Below are 26,285 nucleotides of genomic sequence, written 5' to 3'. Positions count from 1 at the left end.
ACAAGGCTGGACGCCGGCCTCACCGCCGCGCATCTTCCGCCCCATGCGCCTCCTGATCGTCGAAGACAGCCCCGAACTGCACCAGCAACTGCGCACGGGCCTCACCGAGGCCGGCTTCGCGGTGGATGGGGCGATGGATGGCGAGGAAGCCCTCTACCTCGGCGAGACTGAGCCCTATGACGCCGTGGTGCTCGATCTCGGCCTGCCGCGGGTGGATGGGCTCACCGTGCTGCGCCGCTGGCGCGCGGCCGAGCGCGCCATGCCCGTCCTCATCCTCACCGCCCGCGATTCCTGGACCGAGAAGGTCGAGGGGCTGAATGCCGGCGCCGACGACTATCTTGCCAAACCCTTCGCCATGGCCGAGCTGGTGGCGCGGCTGAACGCGCTGATCCGCCGCTCCAACGGCGTCGCCAAGACCGAGCTGGTCTTCGGCGAGGTGCGGCTCGACACCGCCGCCCGCGCCGTCTCGCGCAATGGGCAGGCGGTGCGGCTGACGGCGCTGGAATACGGCATGCTGGCCTATCTCGCGCTGCATGCCGGCCGGCCGATCTCCAAGACCGAGCTGACCGAGCACCTCTACGCCCAGGATTTCGACCGCGATTCCAACACGCTGGAAGTCATCGTGGCCCGCCTGCGGCGCAAGCTCGGGGACCAGCTGATCGAGACGGTGCGCGGCCAGGGCTATCGGCTGATCCCGGCCTCGACCGCCGGTGCCGGCGCAGGTTGAAGTCCCTCACCCAAAGGCTGCTGCTGCTCACCACCCTCTGGGTCGCGCTGGGCCTCGGCCTGATGGGCTGGTTCGTGATCCGCACCGATGAACGCCAGATCGAGACGGCGGCCGATGCGCGGCTGGGCAGCCTGCTCGACGCGGTGGTGGCCGCCACCGCCTTCGACCCCTCGGCCGGCCCGATCCTGACCCGCCCCCTGGCCGATCCCGAGTTCGAACGCCCGCTCTCGGGCCATTACTGGCAGATCACCGGCCCGGGCGGCAGCCAGGCCACCTCCCGCTCGCTCTGGGATTCCCGCCTGCTGCCACCGCTGCGCGAGCCGGAGGGCGTGCGCGCGCGCGACGTGGAGGGCCCGCGCTCCGAACGGCTGCGGCTGCTGGAGCGGGATGTGCAGCTGGAGGGCCGCTTCGGCCTGGTGCCCATCACCGTGCAGGTCGCCGTCGCGCGCGAGGGCACGGATGAGGAGATCGCCTCGCTCCGGCAGAACGTGATCCTCGCCTTCGCGCTGCTCGGCACCGGCCTGGTCGCGGTGGTGGCGCTGCTGGTGCTCTGGGGCCTGCGCCCGCTGCGCCGCACGCAACAGGAACTGGCCGAGGTGCGCGAGGGGCGGCGCCAGCACATGGACGTGGTGGCACCCGCCGAGATCGCGCCGCTGGTGGCCGAGATCGAGGCGCTGATCGAGCAGAACCGCGCGACGGTGGACCGCGCCCGGAACCATGTCGGCAACCTGGCCCATGCGCTGAAGACGCCGATCGCGGTGCTGCGAAATGCGTTGGAATCCGGAGATCTTCCGGGGGCGCGGGCGCAGTCGGCCACGCTGGAGCGCCTCGTGCAGCATCACCTGCGCCGCGCCCGCGCGGGGGCGCTCGCCGGCAGTGCGGGTGCCGAATGCATGCCGCTGGCCCTGGCCGAGGCGCTGGCGACGGCGCTGCGCCGGCTGACGGCGGCGCGCGGCATCGTCATCCGCGTGACGGGCGACGCCGATGCCCGGATCCGCGCCGACAGCCAGGACCTGACCGAGATGCTGGGCAACCTGATGGAGAATGCCTGCAAATACGGGAACAGCCAGGTGACGGTGCGGGTGGCGCCCGCCAGCCCTGGCCGCATCGCGATCGAGGTGGCGGATGACGGGCCCGGCCTGCCGGAAGGCGAGGACGGGGCGGCGCTGCTGCGCGGGGTGCGGCTGGACGAGGCGAAGCCCGGCTCGGGCCTCGGCCTCGCCATCGTCGCGGACCTCGCCGCGCTCTATGACGGGCACATCACCCTGGACCGTTCCGCCCGGCTGGGTGGGCTGGCGGCGCGCCTCGAACTGCCGGGGCGGCTTGCGACGGAATCCTATCGCGGGCCGGATTGAGCGGGCGCCTCACGTGCCGAGCCGGTAGCCGCCCTCATCGGTCAGCAGCAGGCGGGCCTGCTGGGGGTCGGGCTCGATCTTGCGGCGCAGGCGATAGACATGCGTCTCCAGCGTGTGGGTGGTGACGGCGCTGGAATAGCCCCAGACCTCGCCCAGCAATTCGGCGCGCGGCACCGGCCGGCCGCCCGCCCGGTGCAGGTAGAGCAGGATCGCGGCCTCCTTCTCGGTCAGCCGGATGCGGGCGCCGCCCTTGCCCTCCAGCAGCTTCGAGGCGGGGTGGAAGGCATAGCCGGCGAGCGGGATGGCCGCCTCGGGCGAGGCCTCGAAGACCGCGAGCACGGCGTGCAGCCGGGCCAGAAGCTCGGGCGTACGGACCGGCTTGGCGATGCGCTCGGTGATGCCCTCGGGCAGGGGCTCGGCCTCGCCGCCCAGCAGAAGCACGGGGCGGCCGCCCCCGGCCTCGCGCAGCAGGCGCCCCCAATGGGCGGGGCCGGGGCTGGCCGCGGCGTCCAGGAGGGTGGCGTCAATGCGGCCCGCGGCCTCGGCCAGCTGGGCGAGGCCCGGCTCCGGCGCGCTGGCTTCCACCTCGAAACGGCGGCCGGCGGCGGATTCCTGCTCGAGCCGCTGCGGCAGCAAGGCGGCCAGCGTGGCGTCCTCGGTCAGCAGAAGGATCCGGCGGTTGCCAGGCATGGCGGGGCCATCACTTGAACGGTTCCTGAACAGAGTAGCACCTCCGGTCCGGTGGGGGAAATGCTCCACGCAACCTTAGGCCGGGTGGGAGGGTTAAGAAAGTTTCGTGGCGCCCCCCTGCCAGCCGGCATCCAATCGCCACATTCCAGCGTAGACTTTGCGCGATGCAGGATATCCGCTGAATGCGAAACACCGCCTTTCTCCCTTCCGGCCTTGCGGCCCCGCGGCCGCCCTCGGCCGAGACGCTCGCGCTGCGCGCCGTGCACCGCGCGGTGTCCGAGCTGCGGCGCGGCACGCCCGTCCTCATCGAGGGCGACGGGGCCGCGCTGCTGGTGGCCGCGGCGGAAACCGTCGGCGCCCAGGGCCTGACCGAGATGGCCGCGCTCTCCGGCGCCGCCCCGGTGCTGCTGCTCTCCCCGGTCCGGGCCTCGGCCGTGCTGCAGCGGCCGGTGCCGCTCAACGCCCCGGATGAGGGCGCGGTGGCGCTGCGCCTGCCGGCCGGGCTGACCGCGCCCGAGCGCCTGCGCGCCTTCGCCGACCCGACGGCCGAGCTGTTGCTGGGCGATGGCCAGGCGCTGGAGCGCGCCACCCTGCCCGCGCTGGCCGCGCCGGCGCTGGCGCTGGCCAAGCTCGGCCGCCTCCTGCCCGCGCTGGTGGCCAGCCCGGCGCCGGCCGCCGCCGAGGCGCCCGGGCTGCTGCGCGTCTCCGCCGCCGAGGTGCAGGCCTATCCGGCCTCCGTCGCGACCTCGCTGCGCCGTGTGGGCGAGGCGCGGGTGCCGCTGGAGGATGCGCCCGAGACCCGCATCATCGCCTTCCGCGCCGCCGATGGCGGCATCGAGCACCTGGCCATGCTGGTGGGCGAGCCGGAGGCGGTGCTGGCGCAAGGCGGCGCGCCGCTGGTCCGGCTGCATTCCGAATGCTTCACGGGGGACCTGCTGGGTTCGCTGCGCTGCGATTGCGGGCCGCAGCTCAAGGGCGCGCTGCGCCGCATGGCCGCCGATGGCGCGGGCATCCTGCTCTACCTGGCGCAGGAGGGGCGGGGCATCGGCCTCGTCAACAAGCTGCGCGCCTATACGCTGCAGGACCAGGGGCTCGACACGCTCGATGCCAATCGCGCCCTGGGCTATGGCGCGGATGAGCGCAACTTCCTGGTCGCCGCCACCATGCTGCGCCTGCTCGACGCACCGCGCGTGCGGCTGCTGACGAACAACCCGGACAAGCTCGCCGGCCTCGCCGCCTGCGGGATCGAGGTGGTGACGCGCGAGCAGCACGCCTTCGCCGGCAATGGCGTGAATGACCGCTACCTCGCCACCAAGGCCGAGCGCTTCGGGCACATGCTCGAGGAGTAGCGGCCGGGCGGCGTCACGGCGCGCGCGCCGGCTTGCGGCGCAGCCTCGGATGGGCGCCGCGGGCCGCATCCCGCGCGGCACGCTCCTGCGCCTCGGCCTGGCCTTCCGCCTTCCCGAAATCGGGGCCGCCCTCCTTGCGCTCGTCGGGCCGGTGCAAGGGGTGCGGGCCCGGTGGCGCGGCGGGCGCGTCCGGCGCCGGGCCCGGGGGCTGCCTGGGGGATTTCGCCATCATCGCTCTCCTGCCTGATGCGGGAAAACAACCCCCAGGCCAGGGAAAGGTTACATGCGGCAAGAATGGCCGTGGCCCGTGACTTCGAATTAAGCAGTCCATCCAAGTAACCTTGGCTTTGCGGCGCGGTTCCATGGGCTCGCGACCATCATGGTGGGGCGAGCGACCCAATCATCAGGGAACCGGGCACATGTCGGACAAGCCGAAGCAGGGCCGCAGCGCGCGTGGCTTCGCGGCGATGGATGAGAAGAAGCGGCAGGAGATCGCCTCCAAGGGCGGCCAGAGCGTGGCGCCCGAGCGGCGGAGCTTCTCGAAGGACCCCGAACTCGCCGCCCAGGCGGGACGCAAGGGCGGCAAGGCCGTCGCGCCCGAGGATCGCAGCTTCTCGAAGGATCCCGAGCTGGCCGCCGAGGCCGGGCGCAAGGGGGGCGAGGCCAGCCATGGCGGCCGCGGCCGCGACGCTGGCGGCGCGCCAGGCCGTGGCGGGCGTTCCTGACGCGGCGCGGCCGGCGGGAAGGCGGGCCGTTCAGGCCTCCAGGCTCTCCCGCAGCATCTCCAGCCGCAGCCACTCCTCCTCGGCGGCGGCCAGCGCCGCCTCGCGCTCGGCCAGCGCCTCGGTCCGCTGGGTGAAGCCCTTGGGGTCGCGCGCATAGAGGCCGGGGTCGGCCAGCCAGTTCCGCAGCACGCCGATTTCCTTCTGGAGCTTCTCCATGGTCGCCGGCAGCGTGGCCAGCGCGTGCTGGTCCTTGAAACTCATCTTCCGGGCGGGCGTGGCCGGCGCGGCGGCCGGGCGCGGCGCCGTCGCCTCGCGCGCGGGCCTCGCCACCACCCGCGCCGTCACCCCCTCGCCGCGCTGCGTGAGCATGTCGGTGTAGCCGCCGGCATAGTCCTGCCAGCGCCCATCGCCCTCGGCCATCAGGATGCCGGTGCAGACGCGGTCCAGGAAGTCGCGGTCATGGCTGACCAGCAGGACGGTGCCGGCATAGTCGGCCAGCAGTTCCTCCAGCAGGTCCAGCGTTTCGAGGTCGAGGTCGTTGGTCGGCTCGTCCAGCACCAGCAGGTTGGAGGGTGCCGCCAGCGCGCGCGCCAGCAGCAGCCGCCCGCGCTCGCCGCCCGAGAGCTTGCCCACGGGGGTGCGCGCCTGATCCGGGATGAAGAGGAAGTCCTGCATGTAGCCGATGACGTGGCGCGGCTTGCCGCCGACCCAGACCTGGTCGCCGCGGCCTTCGGTCAGCGTGTCGGCCAGGGTGCGGTCGGGGTCCAGCGCGGCACGGAGCTGGTCCAGCGTCGCCATGGCGATGTTGCTGCCGAGCTTCACCGTCCCGGCATCGGGCGCCAGCTGGCCGATCAGGATGTTCAGCAGCGTCGTCTTGCCCGCGCCATTGGCGCCGACGATGCCGATGCGGTCCCCCTTCAGGATGCGCGTGGAGAAGTCCCGCACCACGCGCCGCTCGCCCCAGGATTTGGTGACCCCCTCGGCCGTGATGACGAGCTGGCCGGAGGACGCGGCCTCCGCCGCCTGCATCTGCACCGTGCCGGTGGGCCGGATGCGGTCCCGCCGGGCCTGGCGCAGCGCGTGCAACTCCCCCACGCGGCGCATGTTGCGCTTGCGCCGGGCGGAGACGCCGTGCCGCAGCCAATGCTCCTCGCGCGCGATCTGCCGGCCGAGCTTGTGCGCCGCCTGCTCCTCCAGCTCCAGCTGCTCCTCGCGCCAGGCCTCGAACTCGCCGAAGCCGCGATCGAGCCGCCGTGTGACGCCACGGTCCAGCCAGAGCGTCGCGCGCGAGAGGCGCGAGAGGAAGCGCCGGTCATGGCTGATCAGCACCAGCGCGCCGCGCAGGCTGGCCAGCTCCGCCTCCAGCCATTCGATGGCGGGCAGGTCGAGGTGGTTGGTCGGCTCATCCAGCAGCAGGATGTCGGGCTGGGGCGCCAGGGCACGGGCGAGTGCGGCGCGCCGCGCCTCGCCGCCCGAAAGCCGCGCCGTGCCCTCGTTCCCCGTCAGGCCCAGCCCCTCCAGCAGGGCGCGGGCGCGGTGCGGGTCATCGGCCGGGCCGAGGCCGGACATCACATAGTCCTCCACCGTCGCATGGCCGGAGAGGTCGGGCTCCTGCGGCAGGTAGCGCAGCGTGGCGCCGGGCTGGAGGAAGCGCGTGCCGCCCTCGGGCTCCAGCTCGCCGGCGGCGATGCGGAGCAGGGTGGACTTGCCGCTGCCGTTGCGCCCGACCAGCGCGAGGCGCTCCCCGGGCGAGACGGAGAGCGCGGCGCCGGAGAGGATCGGCGCATTGCCCAGGGTGAATCGGATCGCGTCGAGGAGAAGAAGCGGGGGGGCGGCCATGCGGGGGCGATGGCCCGCCCGCGGCGCAAGGTCAAGGCTGGACAAAGCCGGCGGATCAAGCCTTGCTGCGCGGCAATGCGCGAGGGGAAAGGTGATGTCCGGCGATTCAGGCAGTCATGACCCGGGAGGGTCCTACCAGGACAGCTTCAGCGACAGCAGCGGCGGAAGCAGTTTCACGGAGGTCACCCACCAATCCTGGTTTCAGCGCCTGGGCAATGCCCTCGTCGGGATCCTGTTCGGCCTGATCCTGCTGCCCGTCGCGGGCTTCCTCCTCTTCTGGAACGAGGGCCGCGCCATCCAGACCGCGCGCTCTCTGGATGAGGGGGCCGGCGTGATCCGCACCGTCTCGCCCGACCGGCCCGATCCGGCGCATGAGGGGATGCTGGTGCATGTGGTGGGGCCGACGCGCGTGGCCCGGACGCCGCGCGATCCGGACCTGCAGGTGGTGCCGCCCGAGGGCACGCTGCGCCTGACCCGCACGGTCGAGATGTATCAGTGGCAGGAACAGACGAGCAGCGAGACGCGCACGCGCCTCGGCGGTGGGCAGGAGACGGTCACCACCTACAGCTATCGCCGCGTCTGGGCCGAAGGGCGCTTCGATTCGGCCAATTTCCGCCAGCCGGACGGGCACCAGAACCCGCAGGCCCGCTACGCGACGCGCAGCTTCAATGCAGAGCGCGTCATGCTGGGCGGCTTCCAGATCTCCGACACCCAGCTGAACGGCGTGCCCACCGAGACGCCCCTCTCCATTCCCGGCGGCAATGCGGATGGCGGGCGCTACATCGGCCAGGACCCCGGCAACCCGCGCGTGGGCGACCTGCGGATCACATGGCGCGTGGCCAATCCCGGCGCGCTCTCGGTGATCGGCGCGCAGATGGGCGATGGCTTCGGCCCCTATGCCACCCGTGCCGGCGACGCGCTCTTCATGATCCAGCCCGGGCGGGTGCCGGCGGCGGTGATGTTCCAGCAGGCGCATGACGAGAACCGCCTTTTCACCTGGCTGATGCGGCTGGCCGGCCTCGTCTTGATGTTCCTGGGCTTCCTCGTCATCTTCAATCCGTTCCGCGTCCTCGCCGATGTGGTTCCCTTCATCGGCAGCATCGTGGGCTTCGGCACGGCCCTGCTGGCGGCGGTCCTGGCGCTGGTCATCGCGCCGACCATCATGGCGATCGGCTGGCTGTTCTACCGGCCGCTGGTGGGGATCGCGATCCTCGCGGCCGGCATCGCCCTCGCCTACGGCCTCACCCGCCTCCGCCGGCGCCGGCCGGCCATCGCTTCAACCACTGGGCAAGGAAACCCCGCATGAGCTTCGACTTCACCGGAAAGCGCGTCATCGTCTGTGGCGGCAGCAAGGGCATCGGCCGCAGCGTGGCGCTGGGCTTCGCGCAGGCGGGCGCCGCCGTGTCCATCTGCGCGCGCGGCGCCGAGGCGCTGGCCGCGACCAAGGCCGAGCTGGGCCCGAAGGCGCATGCGGCGACCTGCGACCTGGGCGATGGCGCGGCGGTGAAGCGCTACATCGCGGAGGCCGTGGCCGCGCTCGGCGGCTGCGACGTGCTGGTGAACAACGCCTCCGGCTTCGGCATGACCGACACCGAGGAAGGCTGGGCCGCCGCGCTCAACGTGGACGTGCTGGCCACCTTCCGCGCCACCGCCGCCGCCCTGCCCGCGCTGAAGGAGAGCCGCGGCAACATCATCAACCTTTCCTCCATCTCGGGCTTCGGGCCTTCGGTGCGCGGGCCGGCCTATGCCGCCGTGAAGGCGCTGCTGATCAACTACACGCAGTCCCAGGCGGCGACCTACGCGCCGGACGGCATCCGCGTGAATGGCGTGGCGCCGGGCTCCATCGAATTCCCCGGCGGCAGCTGGGAGAAGCGCAAGACGGAGAACCCCGCGCTCTACAACAAGACGCTGGCCTCCATCCTCTTCGGCCGCATGGGCAAGCCGGAGGAGGTGGCGAATGTGGTCCTCTTCCTCGCCTCGCCGCTGGCGGGCTGGGTGACGGGCCACACCATCGTGGTGGATGGCGGCCAGATGCTGAGCTGAGCCCCGAGGGGCGCAAGACGTGCGGATCCTCCTCATCGAGGATGACGAGACCACCGCGGCCTATATCGCCAAGGGCCTGCGCGAGGAGGGGCATGTGGTGGACCACGCGGCCAATGGCCGCGACGGCCTCTTCCTCGCGATGGGCGAGCCCTTCGACATCATCGTGACGGACCGCATGCTGCCCGGCCCGGACGGGCTCTCCATCATCCGCGCGCTGCGGATGGCGAAGATCACGACGCCCATCCTGGTGCTGACCGCGCTGGGCGAGGTGGAAAAGCGCGTGGAGGGGCTGGAGGCGGGCGCCGATGACTACCTGGCCAAGCCCTTCGCCTTCGCGGAATTGCGCGCGCGCATCCGCGCGCTGGCCCGCCGCCCGGCCGGGCCACCGGCCGAGCAATCCGTGCTCACGCTTGGGGATCTCAGGATGGATCTGCTGACGCGCGTGGCGACCCGCGGCGCGCGCAAGCTGGACCTCATGCCCACCGAATGGCGCCTGCTGGAATACCTGCTGCGCCATGCCGGCCAGGTGGTGACGCGCACCATGCTGCTGGAAAAGGTCTGGGATTTCAGCTTCGACCCGACCACCAACGTGGTGGACGTGCATGTCAGCCGCCTGCGCCGCAAGCTCGACCTGCCGGGCGAGCCGCCCATGATCCGCACCGTGCGCGGCGCGGGCTATGCGCTGCAGGCGCCCGAAGCGTGATCCGGCCCATCACCAACAAAGGGGGCAGCTTCGCGCTGCGCGCCGCCACCGCCTCGGCCGTGGTGATGCTGGTGCTCTCGCTGCTCGGTTCGGGCTGGGGCTGGCTGCGGGCGGAGGCGGCGCTGCGCCAGCAGCTCGACCTCGCCATCGCCGCCGAGGCGGATGGCTTCCTGCGCGAATATGAGGAATTCGGCCTGCGCGGGCTGGCACTGGCGGTCGAGGCCTATACGCGGCGGCGCGGGCCGCTCTTCGTCGCGCTGCTGGCGCCCGATGGCCGCCCTATCGCCGGGCGCATCCCCGAGGCGCTGCCCGCGCTGCGCGGCTTCGCCAACCTCCCCGGCACGGGCGAGCGGCCAAGCCTGCGCGTGCTGGGCGGCAACCTGCCCGGCGGCGCCACGCTGCTGGTCGCGGCCGATTTGACGCCGGTGGATCGCGCGGCCTCCGCGCTCGCCTGGACGCCTCCCATCGCGGGCGGCGTCGCGGCGGTGCTGGCCCTGCTGCTGGGCTTCATCGCGGCGGGGCGGATGGAGCAGCGGCTCGCCGGCGCGCGCACCGCGGCGCTCGGCGTGATGGAGGGCGACCTGACGCGCCGCCTGCCGCTCTCCGGCCGAGGCGACGAATTCGACCGGCTGACCGCCACCTTCAACGCGCTGCTCGGCCGCATCGAGGCGCTGATGCAGGCGCAGCGCCAGGTGACGGACGACATCGCGCATGACCTTCGCAGCCCGCTCTCGCGCCTCAGGCAATTGCTGGAGGGCGCGCTCGCTTCGCCGCGCGATCCGCTGCGCGATACCGAGGTGATGGAGCGTGCGCTGGAGGAACTCGACTCCGTGCTGGCGAGCTTCGCGGCGCTGCTCCGGATCGCGCGCGCCGAAAGCGGCGTGCTGCGCGAGAGTTTTTCGCCGGTGGACCTCACCACGCTGCTCGGCGAATGCGCCGAGGTGATGGAGGCCGTGGCCGAGGAATCGGGCCATGGCCTGAGGCGCGAGATCGCGCCGGGCGTCACCGTCGCCGGCGATGCGGGGCTGCTGCGCCAGGCGGTGGTGAACCTGATCGAGAACGCCATCACCCATGGCGGCCCGCGCATCACGCTGCGCCTCAGGCCCGGCCCGGTGATCGAGGTCGAGGATGACGGGCCGGGCATTCCGGAGAGCGAGCGCGCGGCCGTGACACGCCGCTTCCATCGCCTGGACCGCAGCCGCTCCACGCCGGGCACGGGCCTCGGCCTCGCGCTGGTCTCGGCGGCGGCCAAGGCGCATGGCGGCACGCTGCGGCTGGAGACGGGCGCGGGCGGCACGGGGCTATGCGCGGTGCTGGATTTGCGGCCGGGCAAGTAGCGCGGCCCTCCGAGAGTCCGGCCGCAACGCGGCCGGCACGCCACGACAACTCTGACAACTTTGTCATGGTGCTTCCCGAATGCCTCCAGCGTCGGCGGGTCAGGTTGCGTCCGTCAGCGGGGCCTCCGCCCCGCGCCTGAAATGGAGACCACCATGAAGAGCCCGATCAACACCCGCCGCCTGCGTGCCGGCCTCGCCGGCGCCCTCATGGCCGGCACCGCGCTGAGCGGCATGATCCTCTGGCAGGGCCACCCCGCCAACGCCCAGATGGGGAACCAGAACGGCGCGATCAGCGTGCCCGCCATCAGCCAGCCCGCCGTGGCCCTGCCCGGCTTCGCCGACCTCGCCGCCCGCGTCCGCCCCGCCGTCGTCACCATCACGACGACCGAGCGCGCGACCCAGGTCAGCACCAACTCGCCCTTCCCGCCGGGCAGCGAGCAGGACCAGCTCTTCCGCCGCCATTTCGGCGAGCAGCCCGGCATGCGCGGCCAGCCGCAGCGCCCCGCGAACGCGCTGGGCTCGGGCTTCATCGTGGATGCCGAGGGCACGGTCGTGACCAACAACCATGTGGTCCGCAACGCCAGCGTCGTGAAGGTGAAACTGGATGACGGCCGCGAGCTGAACGCCCGCGTCGTCGGCCGCGACGATCGCACGGACATCGCCGTGCTGAAGATCGACGCCGGCCAGCCCCTGCCCTTCCTCGCGCTGGGCGACAGCAACGCCGCCCGCCCGGGCGACTGGGTGGTGGCCGTGGGCAATCCCTTCGGCCTGGGCGGCACGGTGACGGCGGGCATCGTCTCGGCGCGCGGCCGTGACATCGGCGTCGGGCCCTATGACGACTTCATCCAGATCGACGCGCCCATCAACAGCGGCAATTCGGGCGGCCCGCTCTTCGGCCTCGATGGCAGCGTGATCGGCGTGAACACGGCGATCTTCTCGCCCAGCGGCGGTTCGGTGGGCATCGGCTTCGCCATCCCGTCGAACATGGTCCGCCAGGTGGTGGCGCAGATCCAGGCCAATGGCCGGGTGGAGCGCGGCTTTCTGGGCGCCTCCACGCAGCCGCTGACGCCGGCGCTGGCCCGCTCGCTGCGGCTCACGAAGCCGGAAGGCGCGCTGGTCGGCCAGGTCGAGGCGGACAGCCCCGCCGCCCAGGGTGGTCTGCGCCCGGGCGACGTGGTGACCAAGGTGGGCGACACGGCGGTGGCCAACCCGCGTGACCTGGCCCGCGCCATCGGCGCTGCCCGGCCGGGCAGCGAGGTGAAGCTCTCGGTGCAGCGCGACGGCGCGATGCAGGAGCTGCGCGTGACGCTGGCCGAGCTGCGGGACGGCCAGGCCGCCTCCGGCAAGCCGGCGGCCGCGGCCGAGAATCGCGGCGGCCCGGTGGGCGTGGCGCTGGCCCCCATCACGCCCCAGGCGCGGCAGCAGCTGAACCTGCCGGCCCATGCCAGCGGCGCGGTCGTGGCGGGCATCCGCCCAGACAGCCCGGCGGCCGAGGCCGGCCTGCGCGAGGGCGACGTGATCGTCGGCGTCGCGGGCCGCGATGTGGGTGATGTCCAGGCCACGGTGGGCGCGCTCCGCGAGGCGGCGCGCACCCCGGGGGCGGCCATCGCCCTCCGCATCCTCCGCGAGGGCCGCAGCGCCTTCGTCGCGGTGGAGATGCCGGCCCAGGGCTGATCGGGCCGGAAACGAAGGGCTGGCCGCCGGGGCCAGCCCAGCCAGGCCTGGGAACAAGGCCGGCTGGTCCGGGATGACACCCGCACACTACCCCCCAATCGCGGGCATCCCCTTCGAGGCAGGCTCCCCCCCGGCCTGCCTCTTTTTTTGCCCTCAGGCGCCGGGCGCGCGCTCCGCGCGCTTGGCTTCGCCGCGCGGCTGGCGCGCTGGGCCGTGGGCTCAGTTGGGCGGCGCCGGCCGCGTTGCGGCCGGATGAGATTGGGAAGGGTCTTAGGCGCCGGGCGCCCCCGGAAGGCGAAGCGCCACGCCCCTGCTATACGCCCCCCATGTGCACCGTGATCCTCCTCCGTCGCCCCGGCGCCGCATGGCCGCTGCTGCTGGCCGCCAACCGGGATGAGCGGCTGGACCGGGCCTGGGTGCCGCCGGCCGAGCATTGGCCCGGCATCACCGGTGGGCGTGACACGCTGGCCGGCGGCACCTGGATGGCGATGAACCGGCACGGCGTGGTCTGCGCCGTGCTGAACCGTGTCGGCAGCCTCGGCCCCGATCCTGCCAAGCGCTCGCGCGGCGACCTCCCGCTGATCGCGCTGGAGGAAACCAGCGCCGCCGCCGCCGCCCAACGCATCGCGAGGCTGGATGCCGGGCTCTGGCGCCCGTTCAACCTGGTGCTGGCCGATGCCGGGACCGCCTGGTTCCTGGCCGGCCTCGGCGCGGGCCACGCGCAGCCGACCGCCCTGCCCGAGGGCGTCTCGATGGTCACGGCCCATCCACCGAACGACGTGAGCAGCCCGCGCACCGCCCGCCATCTGCCGCGCTTCCAGGCCGCCGCGCCGCCCACCCCGCCGGACTGGGGCGCCTGGCCCGCGCTGCTCTCCGATTCCGACGGCGCCACGGCCGAGGCGTTGAACGTGCCCCCGATCGGCGGCTTCGGCACGGTCTGTTCCTCGCTTCTGGCACTCGGGGCGGAGGGCGCGCGGCATTGGCTCTTCGCCCCCGGCCCGCCCGACCGGGTGGAATTCGCGCCCGTCCCGCTCTCACCCGCGCCCCGCGCAACCAGCCAAGGCGCCCGCACGGGTGCCAGTGGAGGGTCGTTCCTGCTATAGGTTGCAGGATTCCAGAAGGACCACGCCACATGGCTCGCCGCCGCCAGATCTATGAAGGCAAGGCCAAGATCCTGTTCGAAGGCCCGGAGCCCGGCACCCTTGTGCAGTATTTCAAGGATGACGCCTCCGCCTTCCACGCGCAGAAGAAGGGCACCATCACCGGCAAGGGGGTGCTGAACAACCGCATCAGCGAATACCTGATGACCCGCCTGGGCGAGATCGGCATCCCCACGCATTTCATTCGTCGCCTGAACATGCGCGAACAGCTGGTGCGCGAAGTGGAGATCATCCCGCTCGAGATCGTGGTGCGGAACGTGGCCGCCGGTTCGCTGGCCTCGCGCCTCGGCATCCCCGAGGGCACGCGCCTGCCGCGCTCCATCATCGAGTATTATTACAAGAACGACGCCCTGCAGAACCCGATGGTGAGCGAGGAGCACATCACCGCCTTCGGCTGGGCCGCCACGCATGACCTGGACGACATGGTGCAGCTGACGCTGCGCGTGAACGACTTCCTGACCGGGCTCTTCCTCGGCGTCGGCATCTCGCTGGTGGATTTCAAGCTGGAATTCGGCCGCCTCTACGACAATGACGAGATGCGCATCGTCGTCGCCGACGAGATCAGCCCCGACAATTGCCGCCTCTGGGACAGCAAGACCGGCGAGAAGATGGACAAGGACCGCTTCCGCCGCGATCTCGGCAAGGTCGAGGAAGGCTATCAGGAGGTGGCGCGCCGCCTCGGCATCCTGCCCGAGGCCGGCATGCGGGACATGAAGGGACCGGAGACGGTACAGTAGTTCCCCAGAAAACGCCGAAGACGGCGTTTTCCCGAGGGCCCCGGATTGGTGTTGATCCGGCGGGGTGGGTTCATCCTGGCGAAGCCAAGCTTCGCCAGGGCGCCGGGGGGCGGAAGCTCCTGGCGGGGGTTTGGGTTGGGGCCGTTCGGCCGGAGGGATTGATGACGCGATTGAAGGTGACGGTGTTTCCGAAGACGGGCGTGCTGGACCCGCAGGGCAAGGCGATCGAGCGCGCGCTCGCGGGCCTCGACTTCGCCGGCGTGGGCGAGGTGCGGGTCGGCAAGGTGATGATCGTCGAGCTGGCCGAGACCGATGCCGCCCGCGCCAAGGCGACGGGTGAGGAGATGGCCCGCAAGCTGCTGGCCAACACCGTGATCGAGAGCTTCACCGTGGAGGTGATGTGACAACCCGCGCGGCCTCGCTGCGCTGGTTCGTGATCTTCTCCCTCGGCTTCGCCGGGTGGCGGGTGCTGACCACGGCGGCCTATCTGCTCTTCGGCCCGCCCATCGTCTCGAACTACTGGCTGACCGAGGTCTTCTTCCTGCTCTCCAAGGGCTTCCTGGGCGGCCTCTTCTGGCCGATCAGCCTGCTGCTGGATGGCTGGCGCAACCCCATCGGCTGGCTTTTCTACCCATGGTGAAGGCCTCGCTCGTCATCATGGCGGTGCTGACCGTTCTGGTCGCCATGGGTCTGCGCTGGCGCGAGCAGCGGCTGCCGCTCGGCAAGCCGCAGCCGCGCCAGGGCTGGATCGCGGCGCAGAAGGCCAAGGCCAATCGCTGGGTGACGGCCGCCGCCATCGCCGCCATCGGCACCACCGTGATCCTCGGCGGGCTGCATTGGCTGAGGGTGCTGCAGGGATGACCCCCCTCTCATGAGCCCGCTCTCATGAGTACGGGCAGCATCCTGCTGTTCTTCCCCGTGATCCCGGCCGCCGTGCTCTCGGCCATGCTCTGCGGCATGGCCATCGCCGCCCTGCCCCTCATGTGGATCGCCTATTGGCTGCTGCCCCCTGGCTGGATGCGCGACCTGACACCCCGCACCGTCTTTCCCGCCTGCATGCTGGTCGCCCCCATCCTGCTGCTCTCGGGCGTGATGGGCGTGGCGCTGACCGGCCCCGAGCGCGAGATCCCCGAGATGGAAAAGCCCACGCTGGAGCAGGTGCGCGAGCGTCAGGCGCTGTTCCGGCACCTATTGCCCAATCGCGGCCTGGCGACCGAGCCCGATTGAGCCGCCATGGCCCCGCGCCCGCGCGTGGCGTATAGCGTCCCCACCTGATGAGACCGCGTCTGGAGAGTTCGGCATGAAGGCAGCCATCGTGGTGTTTCCCGGCACCAATCGCGAGCGGGACATGGCCATCGCGCTGCATCGCGTGGCGGGGGTGAAGCCCGCCATGCTCTGGCACCGCGACACGGAACTGCCCGCGGGCACGGACCTCGTCGTCCTGCCCGGCGGCTTCTCCTATGGCGACTACCTGCGCTGCGGCGCCATGGCCGCGCAATCACCCATCATGGCGGCGGTGCGCGCCCATGCGGAGCGCGGCGGCCATGTGCTGGGCGTCTGCAACGGCTTCCAGATGCTCTGCGAGGCGGGGCTGCTGCCCGGCGCCCTGCTGCGCAACGCCTCGCTGCGCTTCCTCGCCATGGATTGCGTCATGCGCGTCGAGCGCGCGGACACGCCCTACACCCGCCATTTCCAGCGCGGCGCCACCTTCCGCGCCACCATGGCGCATGGCGACGGCAATTACTTCTGCGATGCCGAGACGCTGGCGAAGCTGGAGGGCGAGAACCGCGTCGTCCTGCGCTATGAGGGCGAGAACCGCAACGGCAGCATCAACGCCATCGCCGGCATCTGCTCACCCAACGCGCGCGTCATGGGCCTGATGCCCCACCCCGAGAACTGCGTGGACCCGCTGGTCGGTGGCACGGACGGGCTGCCCATGTTCACCTCGATCGCCGAGGCGCTGGCGCCAGCCTGATCAATCGATCTTTCGCTGCTCCGCCTCGATCACTTCTTCCAGCGTCGTCAGAAGCTGGTCGCGGGGCACGTCCAGCAGCGGCGGCAGGATGTTGATCGCCAGCACGCCCGGCCGCTTGATGAAGTGGTGCCGCGCCCAGAACTTCCCCGAATTCGTCGCGACCGGGATGACCGGCAGCTTGGTGGCCGAGGCGAGCGCGACGATGCCCGGATGCCAGGCGTTGCGCTCGCCGATCGTCGTGCGCGTGCCCTCGGGGAAGATGACGATCTGCCGCCCCTCCTGCACCGAGCCCTGGGCCTCGCGCATCATCTGGCGCATCGCCTTGGCGCCGCCCTCGCGGTCCACGCCGATCATCCCCGCGCGGCGGGCGAAGGCGCCGTAGAGCGGGATGCGGAACAGCTCCTGCTTCATCACATAGGTCACGTCCGGCACGAGCGCGAACCAGACCAGCGTGTCGAAGGCGGACTGGTGCTTGCTGGCGATCAGCGCGGCGCCTGAGGCTGGCAGATGCTCCCGCCCCGTCACCCGCACCTCGATGTTGCAGGTGATTTCCATGATGCGGACCAGCAGCCGGGCGAGCCATCCCATGGCACGGCGCTGGAAGCGCTTCGGCCCGAGCAGCAGCGGCGAGCCCAGCACGGCGAAGCCGCCGGCCACGCCGAAGAACAGGATGTTGAAGACCAGCGAGCGGAGGAAGAGGACCATCAGATCGCCACGCGCACGCCAAGCTCCACGACGCGGTCGGAGGGGATCTTGAAGAACTCGGTCGCCGGCACCGAATTGCGGCTGAGCAGCGTGAAGAGCCATTGCTGCCAGCGCGCCATCTTCGGAACGGCGGCCGCCACGATGGTCTCGCGGCCCAGGAAATAGCTGGTCTGCATCGGCTCGAAGCCGATCAGCCCCTGCTGCGCCAACCGTTCCAGCTCGCGCGGGATGTTCGGGCTCTCCTGGAAGCCGTAGCGCAGGATGACGCGATGGATGTCGGGGCCGAGTTCCGTCACCTCCGCGCGGCGGTCCGGACCGACGCTCGGGATGTCGTCATTCATGACCGTCACGAACAGCACGCGCTCATGCAGCACCTTGTTGTGCTTGAGGTTGTGCAGCAGTGCGCCGGGCAGGTAGTCCGCCTGTCCGGTCATGAAGACGGCCATGCCCGGCACGCGCGTGGTGCGCGATTGCGGCAGCCGCGCGAGGAAGGATTTCAGCGGCAGGCTGTCCTGCCGGAACCGGGCGAAGAGCAGCTCCCGCCCGCGATACCAGGTGAACATCAGCGTGAAGGCGACGCCGCCGATGATGACCGGCACATAGCCGCCCTCGGGGATCTTCAGCGCGGTGGCGAAGAAATACGCCATGTCGAGCAGCAGCAGCGGCAGGAAGACCAGGCCGACCAGGATGGGGTTCCAGCCGAACTGCCGGCGGAAGACCAGCAGCGCGAGGCAGGTGGTGCAGAGGAAGGTGCCGGTGACCGCGAGGCCATAGGCCGCCGCCAGGCTGTCGCTGTTCTTGAACTCCAGCACCAGGATCAGCACGCCGATCAGCAGGATGAAGTTCACCTGCGGCATGTAGATCTGCCCTTCCTCGGTCGCGCTGGTGTGGCGCACGTCGAGGCGCGGGGCGAAGCCGAGCTGCACGCATTGGCGCGCGATGGAATAGGCGCCCGAGATCATCGCCTGGGAGGCGATGATGGTCGCCGCCGTCGCCAGCACGACCAGGAAGGGGCGGAACCAGTCGGGCGCGAGGAGGTAGAAGGGGTTCTCGATCGCGCTCGCATCGCGCAGCAGCAGCGCGCCCTGGCCGAAATAATTCAGCGCCAGCGCCGGCAGCACGAAGAAGATCCAGGCCACCTGGATCGGCCGGCGGCCGAAATGCCCCATATCGGCGTAGAGCGCCTCGGCGCCCGTGACGGCCAGCACGACCGCGCCCATCGCGATGAAGGCGGCGAGGTGGTAGTGCGCCGCGAAGTGCAGTGCATACCAGGGGTTGATGGCGGCGAAGACCTCGGGGTTGTGCAGCGCCTCGATCAGACCGAGCAGGCCGAGCACGGCGAACCACACCGCGCAGACCGGGCCGAAGAAGGCGCCAATGCTGCCCGTGCCGCGATACTGCACGAGGAAGAGCGCGACCAGCACAACGAGCGTGATCGGCAGCACCCCCTCCTCGAAGGCGGGGTTGATGACCTTCAGCCCCTCCACCGCCGAGAGCACGGAGATGGCTGGCGTGATCATGCCATCGCCGAAGAACAGCGCGGCGCCGGTGATGCCGATCATGGCGATGATGAGCCGCCCGCGCTGCGTCTCGGCCGAGCGCTGGGCGAGCGCCATCAGCGACATGATGCCGCCCTCGCCCCGGTTGTCGGCGCGCAGGATGATCAGCACGTATTTCAGCGTGACGGTCAGCATCAGCGCCCAGAAGATGAGCGAGAGGATGCCGAGGATCTCCCACCGCTCGATGCCGCCCTCGTCGAAATGCAGCAGGGCGGCGCGCATGGCGTAGAGCGGCGAGGTGCCGATGTCGCCATAGACGATGCCAAGGACGCCGAGCAGGGTGGCGGCGGTGAGTTTGTTGCTGGGGGCGCTCACGGGGAAGGCCTTGTGATGGAACGGCGCGCAGCGTTAGGCCCGCGCTCGTCCCACATCAAACATGGGCGCCGCATGGCTGCGTTGCGGCGCATCAATATCGCGGGGCTCCGCCCCCCGGACAGGGGGGAGTCCTTCGAGGGGCTTCGCCCCTCGACCTCCAGGGCAAGAACCTCAGGCCCTTGCATCCCCGGTCACTCGGTGGCCGCCCCGCTCAGTGACCCCGGAGGATCTGGCTCAGGAAGGTCTGGAGCCGCTCGGTCTGCGGGTTGGCGAAGAGCGACTGCGGCTCGCCCGATTCGACGATCTCGCCGCGGTCCATGAAGATCACGCGGTCGGCCACGGTGCGGGCGAAGCCCATCTCGTGCGTCACGCAGATCATGGTCATGCCCGTCTCGGCCAGCATGACCATGGTGTCCAGCACCTCCTTGATCATCTCGGGGTCGAGGGCGCTGGTCGGCTCGTCGAACAGCATGATCTTGGGCTTCATGCAGAGCGCGCGGGCGATCGCCACGCGCTGCTGCTGGCCGCCCGAGAGCTGGCCCGGATACTTGTTCGCCTGCTCGGGGATGCGGACCCGGGTCAGGTATTCCATCGCCAGCTCCTCGGCCTCCTTCTTCGGCATCTTGCGGACCCAGATGGGCGCCAGCGTGCAGTTCTCGAGGATGGTGAGGTGCGGGAAGAGGTTGAAGCTCTGGAACACCATGCCGACCTCGCGGCGGATGGCGTCGAGGCTGCGCAGGTCGTTGGACAGCTCGATCCCGTCCACGATGATCTGGCCCTCCTGGTGTTCCTCCAGGCGGTTGATGCAGCGGATCAGGGTGGACTTGCCGGAGCCGGAGGGGCCGCAGACCACCACGCGCTCGCCCAGCGAGACGTCCAGGTTCACGTCGCGCAGCACATGCAGCGCGCCGAACCACTTGTTCACGCCCTTGAGCGAGATGGCCGGCGGCGCGTCGGCGCGGACGGAGGAGGCGAGGGTTTCAGCAGCCGACATGGAAATCCGGTCTCCCAGCTTGAAGAATCAAAGCCTTGCACTTGGCGTTCCGGTCTTGCCGCCGGTGGGCTTGCAGGCCTTGCGGCCTGAGGGGGGCGTTGCAGTCACTCACCTCCGCCGTCCTTTGTTCAGTTCCGTTTCGAGACCGGCACTATACTTGGACATGGCGTAGCAGAACATGAAGTAGATAAGCCCGAGCGTAATGTAAACCTCGACGCCGAAGCCCTGCCAGGAGGGTTCGATGATCGCCGTCTTGCCCGCCGTCAGCAGGTCGAAGATGCCGATGATCAGCACCAGCGAGGTGTCCTTGAAGAAGCCGATGAAGGTGTTGACCAAGGGCGGGATCACCAGGCGCAGCGCCTGCGGCAGGATGATCAGCCCAGTCTTCTTCCAGTAGCTCAGCCCCAGCGCGTCCGCCGCCTCGTACTGGCCCTTGGGCAGGGCCTGGAGGCCGGCGCGCACCACCTCGGCCAGGTAGGCGCCGGCGAAGAGGATGATGGCGATCTGCGCCCGCAGCAGCTTGTCGATGTTCATCCCCTCCGGCAGGAAGAGCGGGAACATCACGCTCGCCATGAAGAGCAGCGAGATCAGCGGCACGCCGCGGATCAGCTCCACATAGAGCACGCAGAGCGCCTTGATCGCCGGCAGCGAGGAACGCCGCCCGAGGGCGACCAGGATCGCCAGTGGGAAGGCGAAGGCGAGACCGAATGTCGCGAGGATCAGCGTGATGGGCAGGCCGCCCCAGCGCTCCTGCGGCACGTAGCTGAGGCCGAAGACGCCGCCCCACATGAGGATGCCGATCACGGTCAGCACCGCCGCCCAGATCAGCGCCAGCTCCCAGCGCCAGAAGCGCCGCATGGCGGAGACGATGTAGAGGCCCACGAAGAGGACGCAGACCAGCATGGGCCGCCAGTGCTCGTCATAGGGATAGGTGCCGAAGAGGATGAAGCGGTGCTTCTCCGTGATGACGGCCCAGCAGGCGCCCACCCCCTTGGCCTCGCGGCAGGCCTCGGTGTTGGCCACCCCCTGCGGGCTGACCGGGACGGACCAGATGGCGTTGATGAAGGCCCAGTCCACGAAGCTGACCGCGAGGCGGATGAAGAGATAGCCCAGCGCCAGGGTGATCGCGGTGGACCACCAGTTGGCGAAGAGATTGGTCCGCATCCAGGCGATGGGACCGACGAGGCTCACCGGCGCGGTGCGCGCGGTGGTCGAGGAATGCAGGGTGGTGCCCGCCGTGATCTGGCTCATTGCTTTTGGCCCTCAAACGCCGGGCGCGCGCATCCGCGCGCTTGGCTTCGCCGCGCCGCAGGTGCACCCGGCATGACGGCCGGGTGGGCGGCGCCGGCCGCTGTGCGGCCGGATTCTCGCTGGTTTGTCATCCTCGTCACCGCTCCACCAGCGCGATGCGCTTGTTGTACCAGTTCATGAAAAGGCTGATGCTCAGGCTGATCGTGAGATAGACCAGCATGATGATGGCGATGCCCTCGATCGCCTGGCCGGTCTGGTTCAGCGTCGTGTTCGCGATGCTGACGATGTCCTGGTAGCCGATGGCGACCGCGAGCGACGAGTTCTTCGTGATGTTCAGGAACTGGCTGGTCATCGGCGGGATGATCACGCGCAGCGCCTGCGGCAGCACGATCAGGCTCATCACCCGCCCGCGCGGCAGGCCCAGCGCCTCCGCCGCCTCCCACTGGCCCTGGTTCACCGCCTGGATGCCGGCGCGCACGATCTCGGCGATGAAGCCCGCCGTATAGAGCGTGAGGCCCAGCAGCAGGGCGAAGAATTCGGGGCTGACATCGATGCCGCCGCGGAAGTTGAAGCCGCGCAGCGCCGGCACGTCCGGCGTGAAGGGTGCCCCCATCGCCGCCCAGACCGCGATCGGCGCGCCGATGGTGAAGGCCACCGCCGCCGGCCAGACCGCCCGCGCCTGCCCGTCCTTCGCCTGCTCGGCCCTTGCCCAGCGGCGGTAGAGCAGCGTCGCCACCACACCGGCCACCATCGTCAGCAACGCCCAGGAATGGGCACTCTCCCAGACGAAGAAGGGCAGCTTCAGGCCGCGGTTCGACAGGAACACGCCATCCACCGGGTTCAGGGCCTGGCGCGGGCCCGGCAGGCCCTGCAGCAGCGCGTACCAGAAGAGCAGCTGCAGCAGCAGCGGCAGGTCGCGCACGATCTCGACATAGGCAGCGGCGAACTTGTTGAGCATCCAGTTCTTTGAAAGCCTGGCGATGCCGAGCAGCGTGCCCAGGATGGTCGCCAGCACGATGCCGATCAGCGCGACCTTCAGCGTGTTCAGCACGCCCACCTGGAGCGCGCGGAAATAGGACATCGAGGGGTCGTATTCGATCAGGCTCTCACCGATCGGCAGGCCCGCCTCGCGCCACAGGAAGTCCCAGCCCGTCGCGATGCGGCGGACCTCCAGGTTGTAGCTGGTGTTGGACCAGAGCCAGTAGATGACGCCGAAGACGCCACCCACCACCAGCACCTGCCAGATGATGTTGCGGAAACGCTCATCCGCCCAGGACAGGCGGATCGGCCTGGGCGGCGCCTTGCGCAGCAGGCGTGGATCGGTGACGCCGGACATGTTTGCCCTATCCCTGAAAAATGAAACCCGTGGCGGTCTTCCGCCTTGCGGGTGGAAGGCGCCCCGGCCGGGGCCGGGGCATGGGCGGGAAGTGTCTCAGAACACGCACCGCCTGAAACATGAAGGAATCTCCACCCGGGCCGGATGGCAACGGATCTGCCTGCGCCGGAGGCAATTCCGCCTCCGGCGCAGCCGGTTTCAGGTCACCGGAAGGGCGGCGCGTATTGCAGGCCGCCCGGCGTGGTCCAGAGCGCGTTGCGGCCGCGCTGCAGGCCGATCGGCGTCAGGTTGCGCTCGAAGATCTCGCCGTAGTTGCCGACGCCACGGATGACGTTCAGCATCCAGGCGTTGTCCACGCCCAGCATGCGGCCCAGCTCACCCGTGCGGCCCAGGATGCGCTGCACCTCGGGGCGCGGGTCGCTCGCCAGCATCTGCTGCGCGTTCGCCGCCGTGATGCCGAACTCCTCAGCGCCGATCAGGCCGAAATGCAGCCAGCGCACCAGGTCACCGAAGCGCTGGTCGCCATGGCGATACAGCGGGCCGAGCGGCTCCTTGCTGATCACGTCGGGCAGGATGACGTGGTCATTGGGGTTCTGCTGCGTGGCGCGGATGGCGGCGAGGCCCGAGACGTCGGTCGTGTAGGCGTCGCAGCGGCCGGCATTGTAGGCGGCCACGTTGTCCTCCAGGCGCTCGATGACGACGGGGCGGATGTTCACCCGCGCGCCGCGCGCCCAGTCGGCCAGATTCTGCTCGGTGGTGGTGCCGGGCTGCACGCAGATCGTCGCGCCATCGAGCTGGCGGGCGTTCTGCACGTTCAGGCTGCGCTTCACCATGAAGCCCTGGCCGTCGAAGAAGTTGATCCCGGCGAAATCGAAGCCGAGCGAGGTGTCGCGGCTCAGCGTCCAGGTCGTGTTGCGGCTCAGGATGTCCACCTCGCCCGACTGCAGGGCGGTGAAGCGCACCTGGGCGGTGGTGGGCACGAAGCGCACCTTCGTCGGGTCATTGAAGATGGCGATGGCCAGCGCGCGGCAGTAATCCACGTCGAAGCCGCGCCAATTGCCCTGGCTGTCCGGCAGCGAGAAGCCGGCCAGGCCGGTGCTGACGCCGCAGACGAGCGTGCCGCGGGCACGGATCGCGTCCAGCGTGCTCGCCGCGGGCGCGGCGGCGGCGGGGGCGGCCGGCGCGGCGGCGGGCGCCTGGGCCTGGGCCGGCAGGGCCGCCGCGAAGATGGTAGTGGCCACACCGACCAGGGTGGCAAGGCTGCGCCGCATCGGCATCATTTCGGAACTCCCAGACCTCATGCCGCCTTCGCTAGGCGGCTCGTTGCAAGGCGGATGCTGCGCTAGGAAGCGTCCGGGATCAATCGCGCATTCGACAGGAGCCATGCGGTGCAGCATCTTGACAAGACTGAAATCGCCGCTCGCCTGCCCTGGCCCGCATTGATCGAGGCGATCCGGGACATCTTCGCCACCGGCTGCCAGGCACCGCTCCGCCATGCCCACCCGCTGCCGGAATCGGGCACGCTGCTGCTCATGCCCGCCACCAGCGCCACCCATTCGGGCGTGAAGATCGTGCATGTCTCGCCCGGCAACGGGGCGCGCGGGCTGCCCGCCGTGCATGCGGCCTATCTGCTCTCCGACGCCATCACCGGCCAGCCCGTGGCGCTGCTCGATGGCGGCGAGCTGACGGACCGGCGCACCGCCGCCACCTCGGTGCTGGCCGCGGGCTACCTCGCGCGGTCTGATTCGCGGCGCCTGCTGCTGCTGGGCTCCGGCCGCGTCGCCACCGCGCTGGCCGAGGCCTATGCGGCGCGCTTCCCGCTGAGCGAGATCGCCATCTGGTCGCCGCGCGCGGCCAATGCGGAGGCGCTGGCGCGCCGGCTCGCGGCGCATGGCCTGCCCGCCCATGCCGTGGCGCGGCCCGACCCGCAGGGCTTCGACATCATCTCCGCCGCCACCCTCTCGGCCACGCCCCTGGTCCAGGGCGCCGATCTCTCGCCGGGGACGCATCTCGACCTGGTGGGCGCCTACCGGCCTGACCTGCGCGAGGTGGACGGGGCCGCCGTCGCGCGCGCGCTGGTGGTGGTGGACACCTATGCGGGCGGCCTGGCCGAGGCGGGCGACCTGGTGCAGGCCATCGCCGAGGGGCACGTCACCCGCGCCCATGTCGTGGCGGAACTGGCCGATCTCTGCCGCGGCGCGCATCCCGGCCGGACGGATGCGGCGCAGATCACGCTCTTCAAGTCGGTGGGCTGGGCGGGCGAGGACCTGGCGGCCGCCATCCTCGCCACGCGCGGCGGATGAGCTTCAGTTCGCCGCGAGGAAGGCCAGCACCGCCGCGTTGAAATCCTCCGGATTGTCGTGGTTCAGCCCATGCGTGGCGCGCGCGATGGTGACGCGCCGGGTCTTGGGCATGGCTTGTTCCAGGGCATCGAGGATCACGCCGAATTGCGGCTGGCTGTCGGCGCCGCCGAGCAGCAGCGTGGGTGCCGCGATGGATTGCGCGGCGGCGCGGGAATAGGGCGCGCGGCGTTCGTGCAGCTGGCCCAGCAGGGTGCGGGCATTGTCGCGGCCGAGATATTTCCGCACTTCGGGCCGGCGCTCCCAGGCGCCGGGGCCGCCGGTCTGCTCGGCCACCATCCGCAGTCCGCCCTCCTCGTCGCCAACCGCGACCAGGGCGGCGGCGGCCGCGAAGCCGCCGGCCTGCTTGCCGCTCGCGGGCTTGCCGCCGAGGCTCTCATCCAGCTCGCCACCCGGCTCGGCCAGGACGAGCGCGCGCACGAGCTGCGGGTGCCGCTCCGCCACGCGGAAGGAGATATGCCCGCCGCGCGAATGGCCGAGCAGCCGCACCGGCCCACGCCCGAGCTTCCCGATGAAGCCGGCCACATCCGCCACATGGCGGTCGATGGTGAAGTCGCCGCCCTCCTCCCAGCGGCCGGGCCAGGCGTGGCGCATGCTGAGCGACATCACATGATAGGCGGCGCCCAGCGCCTCCATCTGCGGCGCGAAGCTGCGCTGGTCGCCCAGCGTGCCATGCACCAGGAGCAGCGGTGGCGCGGCCGGGTCGCCGGCCTCGGCATAGGAAATGGGATAGCCGTCGATCTCGAGGCTCGGCATGGATGTCTCTCCCTGAAGCGGGGGCATCCTGCGGCGGGCTTGGCCTTCTGCCTACCCGGCCTGGTTCAGGCGCGGCCAGTTGAGATCGGCGCGGGCGATGAAGCCCGGAATGTCCCGCTCCCAACGCCGCTGCACCGAGGCGTCGTAATTGAGGAAGAGCCGCCCCTCCACGATGCGCCAGGCATGGGGGTCGGTCGGCGCGGTGTAGCCCTGCGCCACGGCCCAGGCGCAGAAGCCGCCATAGGCCGGGACATGCGCGGCCGGGTCGGCCAGGAAACGATCGCGATTCGCGGCCGAGGCGAAGAGCCAGCGCACCCCGTCCCACTCGGCGGCATGCTCGGCGCGGCCGCGCACCACGCGGCCCTCGGTGAAATAGGCGACGACATCGGTGCCCCGCACCGCCACCCCGCGCTCGGCGAAGCTGCGCGCGGCGGCGGGGGAGGCGAGGAGGAGGCCGAAGAGGGCGCGGCGGATGAGCATCGGGGGCAGCCTTCGCAAGGGAATGTCCGGACTACGGACGGGGCGCCGCAAAGGTTACGCCCCCCGGGATGCAAGCCGGGCGGCGCGTGCTATATCTCATCCCGGAAGGTCGGTGCGGACGGGCTCCTCGCCAACCCGGTCAGGTCCGGAAGGAAGCAGCCGTAACGGGTTCTTGCTCGGGTCGCCGCCGGCCTTCCACCCCCTCTCGCACCCCC

Annotated in this window: 28 protein-coding genes and 1 other RNA gene; 18 read left to right on the top strand and 11 right to left on the bottom strand. The window is 70.8% G+C overall.

Going from position 1 to position 26,285, the window contains the following annotated elements:
- Window positions 1-43: 43 nt before the first annotated feature.
- The gene (locus R9Z33_RS03240) at window positions 44-727 is read left to right on the top strand and encodes a response regulator transcription factor (protein ID WP_318649873.1); all 684 of its coding nucleotides are present in this window, start codon (window positions 44-46) and stop codon (window positions 725-727) included.
- Complete coding sequence (locus R9Z33_RS03235) at window positions 724-2,082, top strand: HAMP domain-containing sensor histidine kinase (protein WP_318649872.1); 1,359 nt, start codon at window positions 724-726, stop codon at window positions 2,080-2,082. Before R9Z33_RS03240 ends, R9Z33_RS03235 begins: the two co-directional genes overlap by 4 nt.
- Window positions 2,083-2,091: 9 nt before the next feature.
- Here the strand turns inward: R9Z33_RS03235 and R9Z33_RS03230 are convergent, their stop codons facing one another.
- Entirely contained in the window at window positions 2,092-2,772 is a 681-nt protein-coding gene (locus R9Z33_RS03230; RefSeq protein WP_318649871.1) for a response regulator transcription factor, read from the bottom strand.
- 182 nt (window positions 2,773-2,954) lie between these two features.
- Between R9Z33_RS03230 and R9Z33_RS03225 the strand changes: the two genes are divergently transcribed.
- Window positions 2,955-4,121, top strand: a complete 1,167-nt coding sequence (locus tag R9Z33_RS03225; RefSeq protein ID WP_318649870.1) for a GTP cyclohydrolase II — start codon at window positions 2,955-2,957, stop codon at window positions 4,119-4,121.
- Between the two features lie 13 nt (window positions 4,122-4,134).
- On the opposite strand, the gene R9Z33_RS03220 is transcribed toward R9Z33_RS03225, so the two are convergent.
- On the bottom strand, window positions 4,135-4,350 hold the full coding sequence (locus R9Z33_RS03220) for a hypothetical protein (RefSeq protein ID WP_318649869.1): 216 nt from the start codon (window positions 4,348-4,350) through the stop codon (window positions 4,135-4,137).
- A gap of 190 nt (window positions 4,351-4,540) precedes the next feature.
- Between R9Z33_RS03220 and R9Z33_RS03215 the strand changes: the two genes are divergently transcribed.
- Complete coding sequence (locus R9Z33_RS03215) at window positions 4,541-4,846, top strand: con-10 family general stress protein (protein ID WP_318649868.1); 306 nt, start codon at window positions 4,541-4,543, stop codon at window positions 4,844-4,846.
- Window positions 4,847-4,876: 30 nt separating this feature from the next.
- Here the strand turns inward: R9Z33_RS03215 and R9Z33_RS03210 are convergent, their stop codons facing one another.
- Window positions 4,877-6,685: an ABC-F family ATP-binding cassette domain-containing protein gene (locus R9Z33_RS03210; protein WP_318649867.1), complete on the bottom strand. Its 1,809-nt coding sequence runs from the start codon at window positions 6,683-6,685 to the stop codon at window positions 4,877-4,879.
- A 94-nt stretch (window positions 6,686-6,779) separates the two neighbouring features.
- Here R9Z33_RS03210 and R9Z33_RS03205 point away from each other — a divergent pair, with 94 nt between their 5' ends.
- The 12 genes from R9Z33_RS03205 (at window position 6,780) to purQ (ending at window position 16,314) form a co-directional block, all read left to right on the top strand.
- Window positions 6,780-7,991 (top strand): TMEM43 family protein, encoded by a 1,212-nt coding sequence (locus R9Z33_RS03205; RefSeq protein ID WP_318649866.1) that lies wholly within the window; start codon window positions 6,780-6,782, stop codon window positions 7,989-7,991.
- The gene (locus R9Z33_RS03200) at window positions 7,988-8,728 is read left to right on the top strand and encodes an SDR family NAD(P)-dependent oxidoreductase (RefSeq protein ID WP_318649865.1); all 741 of its coding nucleotides are present in this window, start codon (window positions 7,988-7,990) and stop codon (window positions 8,726-8,728) included. Before R9Z33_RS03205 ends, R9Z33_RS03200 begins: the two co-directional genes overlap by 4 nt.
- A 19-nt stretch (window positions 8,729-8,747) precedes the next feature.
- Window positions 8,748-9,431: a response regulator transcription factor gene (locus tag R9Z33_RS03195; protein WP_318649864.1), complete on the top strand. Its 684-nt coding sequence runs from the start codon at window positions 8,748-8,750 to the stop codon at window positions 9,429-9,431.
- Window positions 9,428-10,768, top strand: a complete 1,341-nt coding sequence (locus R9Z33_RS03190; RefSeq protein ID WP_318649863.1) for a sensor histidine kinase — start codon at window positions 9,428-9,430, stop codon at window positions 10,766-10,768. The genes R9Z33_RS03195 and R9Z33_RS03190 overlap by 4 nt, the downstream gene beginning before the upstream one ends.
- A gap of 153 nt (window positions 10,769-10,921) precedes the next feature.
- Window positions 10,922-12,442, top strand: coding sequence for a DegQ family serine endoprotease (locus R9Z33_RS03185; protein ID WP_318649862.1), 1,521 nt, complete (start codon window positions 10,922-10,924; stop codon window positions 12,440-12,442).
- 326 nt (window positions 12,443-12,768) lie between these two features.
- The gene (locus R9Z33_RS03180; RefSeq protein WP_318649861.1) at window positions 12,769-13,545 is read left to right on the top strand and encodes an NRDE family protein; all 777 of its coding nucleotides are present in this window, start codon (window positions 12,769-12,771) and stop codon (window positions 13,543-13,545) included.
- A gap of 29 nt (window positions 13,546-13,574) precedes the next feature.
- Window positions 13,575-14,339: a phosphoribosylaminoimidazolesuccinocarboxamide synthase gene (gene purC / locus R9Z33_RS03175; protein WP_318649860.1), complete on the top strand. Its 765-nt coding sequence runs from the start codon at window positions 13,575-13,577 to the stop codon at window positions 14,337-14,339.
- Between the two features lie 161 nt (window positions 14,340-14,500).
- Window positions 14,501-14,743, top strand: coding sequence for a phosphoribosylformylglycinamidine synthase subunit PurS (gene purS / locus R9Z33_RS03170; protein ID WP_318649859.1), 243 nt, complete (start codon window positions 14,501-14,503; stop codon window positions 14,741-14,743).
- Window positions 14,740-14,979, top strand: a complete 240-nt coding sequence (locus R9Z33_RS03165; RefSeq protein ID WP_318649858.1) for a hypothetical protein — start codon at window positions 14,740-14,742, stop codon at window positions 14,977-14,979. Before purS ends, R9Z33_RS03165 begins: the two co-directional genes overlap by 4 nt.
- The gene (locus R9Z33_RS03160; protein ID WP_318649857.1) at window positions 14,973-15,200 is read left to right on the top strand and encodes a hypothetical protein; all 228 of its coding nucleotides are present in this window, start codon (window positions 14,973-14,975) and stop codon (window positions 15,198-15,200) included. The genes R9Z33_RS03165 and R9Z33_RS03160 overlap by 7 nt, the downstream gene beginning before the upstream one ends.
- Before the next feature lie 24 nt (window positions 15,201-15,224).
- Window positions 15,225-15,566 (top strand): hypothetical protein, encoded by a 342-nt coding sequence (locus R9Z33_RS03155; protein WP_318649856.1) that lies wholly within the window; start codon window positions 15,225-15,227, stop codon window positions 15,564-15,566.
- A gap of 73 nt (window positions 15,567-15,639) precedes the next feature.
- On the top strand, window positions 15,640-16,314 hold the full coding sequence (purQ, locus tag R9Z33_RS03150) for a phosphoribosylformylglycinamidine synthase subunit PurQ (protein WP_318649855.1): 675 nt from the start codon (window positions 15,640-15,642) through the stop codon (window positions 16,312-16,314).
- Here purQ and R9Z33_RS03145 read toward each other — a convergent pair whose 3' ends face one another.
- From R9Z33_RS03145 to R9Z33_RS03120, 6 genes are all read right to left on the bottom strand, one after another.
- On the bottom strand, window positions 16,315-17,019 hold the full coding sequence (locus R9Z33_RS03145; RefSeq protein ID WP_318649854.1) for a lysophospholipid acyltransferase family protein: 705 nt from the start codon (window positions 17,017-17,019) through the stop codon (window positions 16,315-16,317).
- Window positions 17,019-18,893: a potassium transporter Kup gene (locus R9Z33_RS03140; protein WP_318649853.1), complete on the bottom strand. Its 1,875-nt coding sequence runs from the start codon at window positions 18,891-18,893 to the stop codon at window positions 17,019-17,021. The genes R9Z33_RS03145 and R9Z33_RS03140 overlap by 1 nt, the downstream gene beginning before the upstream one ends.
- 211 nt (window positions 18,894-19,104) lie before the next feature.
- Window positions 19,105-19,887: an amino acid ABC transporter ATP-binding protein gene (locus R9Z33_RS03135; protein WP_318649852.1), complete on the bottom strand. Its 783-nt coding sequence runs from the start codon at window positions 19,885-19,887 to the stop codon at window positions 19,105-19,107.
- Between the two features lie 108 nt (window positions 19,888-19,995).
- Window positions 19,996-21,138, bottom strand: coding sequence for an amino acid ABC transporter permease (locus R9Z33_RS03130; protein WP_318649851.1), 1,143 nt, complete (start codon window positions 21,136-21,138; stop codon window positions 19,996-19,998).
- A gap of 136 nt (window positions 21,139-21,274) precedes the next feature.
- Window positions 21,275-22,474, bottom strand: coding sequence for an amino acid ABC transporter permease (locus tag R9Z33_RS03125; protein WP_318649850.1), 1,200 nt, complete (start codon window positions 22,472-22,474; stop codon window positions 21,275-21,277).
- A 203-nt stretch (window positions 22,475-22,677) separates the two neighbouring features.
- Entirely contained in the window at window positions 22,678-23,754 is a 1,077-nt protein-coding gene (locus tag R9Z33_RS03120; RefSeq protein WP_318649849.1) for an amino acid ABC transporter substrate-binding protein, read from the bottom strand.
- A 108-nt stretch (window positions 23,755-23,862) separates the two neighbouring features.
- On the opposite strand from R9Z33_RS03120, the gene R9Z33_RS03115 reads away from it, so the two are divergent.
- A complete protein-coding gene (locus tag R9Z33_RS03115) occupies window positions 23,863-24,777 on the top strand; it encodes an ornithine cyclodeaminase family protein (protein ID WP_318649848.1) in 915 nt (304 codons plus the stop codon).
- A gap of 3 nt (window positions 24,778-24,780) precedes the next feature.
- Here the strand turns inward: R9Z33_RS03115 and R9Z33_RS03110 are convergent, their stop codons facing one another.
- Both R9Z33_RS03110 and R9Z33_RS03105 read right to left on the bottom strand, forming a co-directional pair.
- On the bottom strand, window positions 24,781-25,590 hold the full coding sequence (locus R9Z33_RS03110; protein ID WP_318649847.1) for an alpha/beta fold hydrolase: 810 nt from the start codon (window positions 25,588-25,590) through the stop codon (window positions 24,781-24,783).
- A 51-nt stretch (window positions 25,591-25,641) separates the two neighbouring features.
- On the bottom strand, window positions 25,642-26,070 hold the full coding sequence (locus R9Z33_RS03105) for a YHS domain-containing (seleno)protein (protein WP_318649846.1): 429 nt from the start codon (window positions 26,068-26,070) through the stop codon (window positions 25,642-25,644).
- A gap of 103 nt (window positions 26,071-26,173) precedes the next feature.
- Here R9Z33_RS03105 and ffs point away from each other — a divergent pair.
- Window positions 26,174-26,270, top strand: an RNA gene (gene ffs / locus R9Z33_RS03100) — signal recognition particle sRNA small type.
- The last annotated feature ends 15 nt before the right edge of the window (window positions 26,271-26,285 follow it).

The sequence above is a fragment of the Sediminicoccus rosea genome, assembly GCF_033547095.1.
Lineage (GTDB): Bacteria > Pseudomonadota > Alphaproteobacteria > Acetobacterales > Acetobacteraceae > Roseococcus > Roseococcus rosea.
The sequence above is the reverse complement of the archived record's forward strand: the minus strand, read 5'-3'. Positions and strand labels throughout refer to the sequence as shown.

Bases quoted from the DNA above. Each gene is read 5' to 3' on its own strand.
- R9Z33_RS03105 (WP_318649846.1), bottom strand. From the start codon at position 26,070: ATGCTCATCCGCCGCGCCCTCTTCGGCCTCCTCCTCGCCTCCCCCGCC.
- R9Z33_RS03215 (WP_318649868.1), top strand. From the start codon at position 4,541: ATGTCGGACAAGCCGAAGCAGGGCCGCAGCGCGCGTGGCTTCGCGGCG.
- R9Z33_RS03155 (WP_318649856.1), top strand. From the start codon at position 15,225: ATGAGTACGGGCAGCATCCTGCTGTTCTTCCCCGTGATCCCGGCCGCC.
- R9Z33_RS03135 (WP_318649852.1), bottom strand. From the start codon at position 19,887: ATGTCGGCTGCTGAAACCCTCGCCTCCTCCGTCCGCGCCGACGCGCCG.
- R9Z33_RS03125 (WP_318649850.1), bottom strand. From the start codon at position 22,474: ATGTCCGGCGTCACCGATCCACGCCTGCTGCGCAAGGCGCCGCCCAGG.
- purC (WP_318649860.1), top strand. From the start codon at position 13,575: ATGGCTCGCCGCCGCCAGATCTATGAAGGCAAGGCCAAGATCCTGTTC.
- R9Z33_RS03200 (WP_318649865.1), top strand. From the start codon at position 7,988: ATGAGCTTCGACTTCACCGGAAAGCGCGTCATCGTCTGTGGCGGCAGC.
- R9Z33_RS03210 (WP_318649867.1), bottom strand. From the start codon at position 6,685: ATGGCCGCCCCCCCGCTTCTTCTCCTCGACGCGATCCGATTCACCCTG.
- R9Z33_RS03180 (WP_318649861.1), top strand. From the start codon at position 12,769: ATGTGCACCGTGATCCTCCTCCGTCGCCCCGGCGCCGCATGGCCGCTG.
- R9Z33_RS03120 (WP_318649849.1), bottom strand. From the start codon at position 23,754: ATGATGCCGATGCGGCGCAGCCTTGCCACCCTGGTCGGTGTGGCCACT.
- R9Z33_RS03240 (WP_318649873.1), top strand. From the start codon at position 44: ATGCGCCTCCTGATCGTCGAAGACAGCCCCGAACTGCACCAGCAACTG.
- R9Z33_RS03130 (WP_318649851.1), bottom strand. From the start codon at position 21,138: ATGAGCCAGATCACGGCGGGCACCACCCTGCATTCCTCGACCACCGCG.
- purQ (WP_318649855.1), top strand. From the start codon at position 15,640: ATGAAGGCAGCCATCGTGGTGTTTCCCGGCACCAATCGCGAGCGGGAC.
- R9Z33_RS03205 (WP_318649866.1), top strand. From the start codon at position 6,780: ATGTCCGGCGATTCAGGCAGTCATGACCCGGGAGGGTCCTACCAGGAC.
- R9Z33_RS03225 (WP_318649870.1), top strand. From the start codon at position 2,955: ATGCGAAACACCGCCTTTCTCCCTTCCGGCCTTGCGGCCCCGCGGCCG.
- R9Z33_RS03145 (WP_318649854.1), bottom strand. From the start codon at position 17,019: ATGGTCCTCTTCCTCCGCTCGCTGGTCTTCAACATCCTGTTCTTCGGC.
- R9Z33_RS03230 (WP_318649871.1), bottom strand. From the start codon at position 2,772: ATGCCTGGCAACCGCCGGATCCTTCTGCTGACCGAGGACGCCACGCTG.
- R9Z33_RS03110 (WP_318649847.1), bottom strand. From the start codon at position 25,590: ATGCCGAGCCTCGAGATCGACGGCTATCCCATTTCCTATGCCGAGGCC.
- purS (WP_318649859.1), top strand. From the start codon at position 14,501: ATGACGCGATTGAAGGTGACGGTGTTTCCGAAGACGGGCGTGCTGGAC.
- R9Z33_RS03220 (WP_318649869.1), bottom strand. From the start codon at position 4,350: ATGGCGAAATCCCCCAGGCAGCCCCCGGGCCCGGCGCCGGACGCGCCC.
- R9Z33_RS03160 (WP_318649857.1), top strand. From the start codon at position 14,973: ATGGTGAAGGCCTCGCTCGTCATCATGGCGGTGCTGACCGTTCTGGTC.
- R9Z33_RS03185 (WP_318649862.1), top strand. From the start codon at position 10,922: ATGAAGAGCCCGATCAACACCCGCCGCCTGCGTGCCGGCCTCGCCGGC.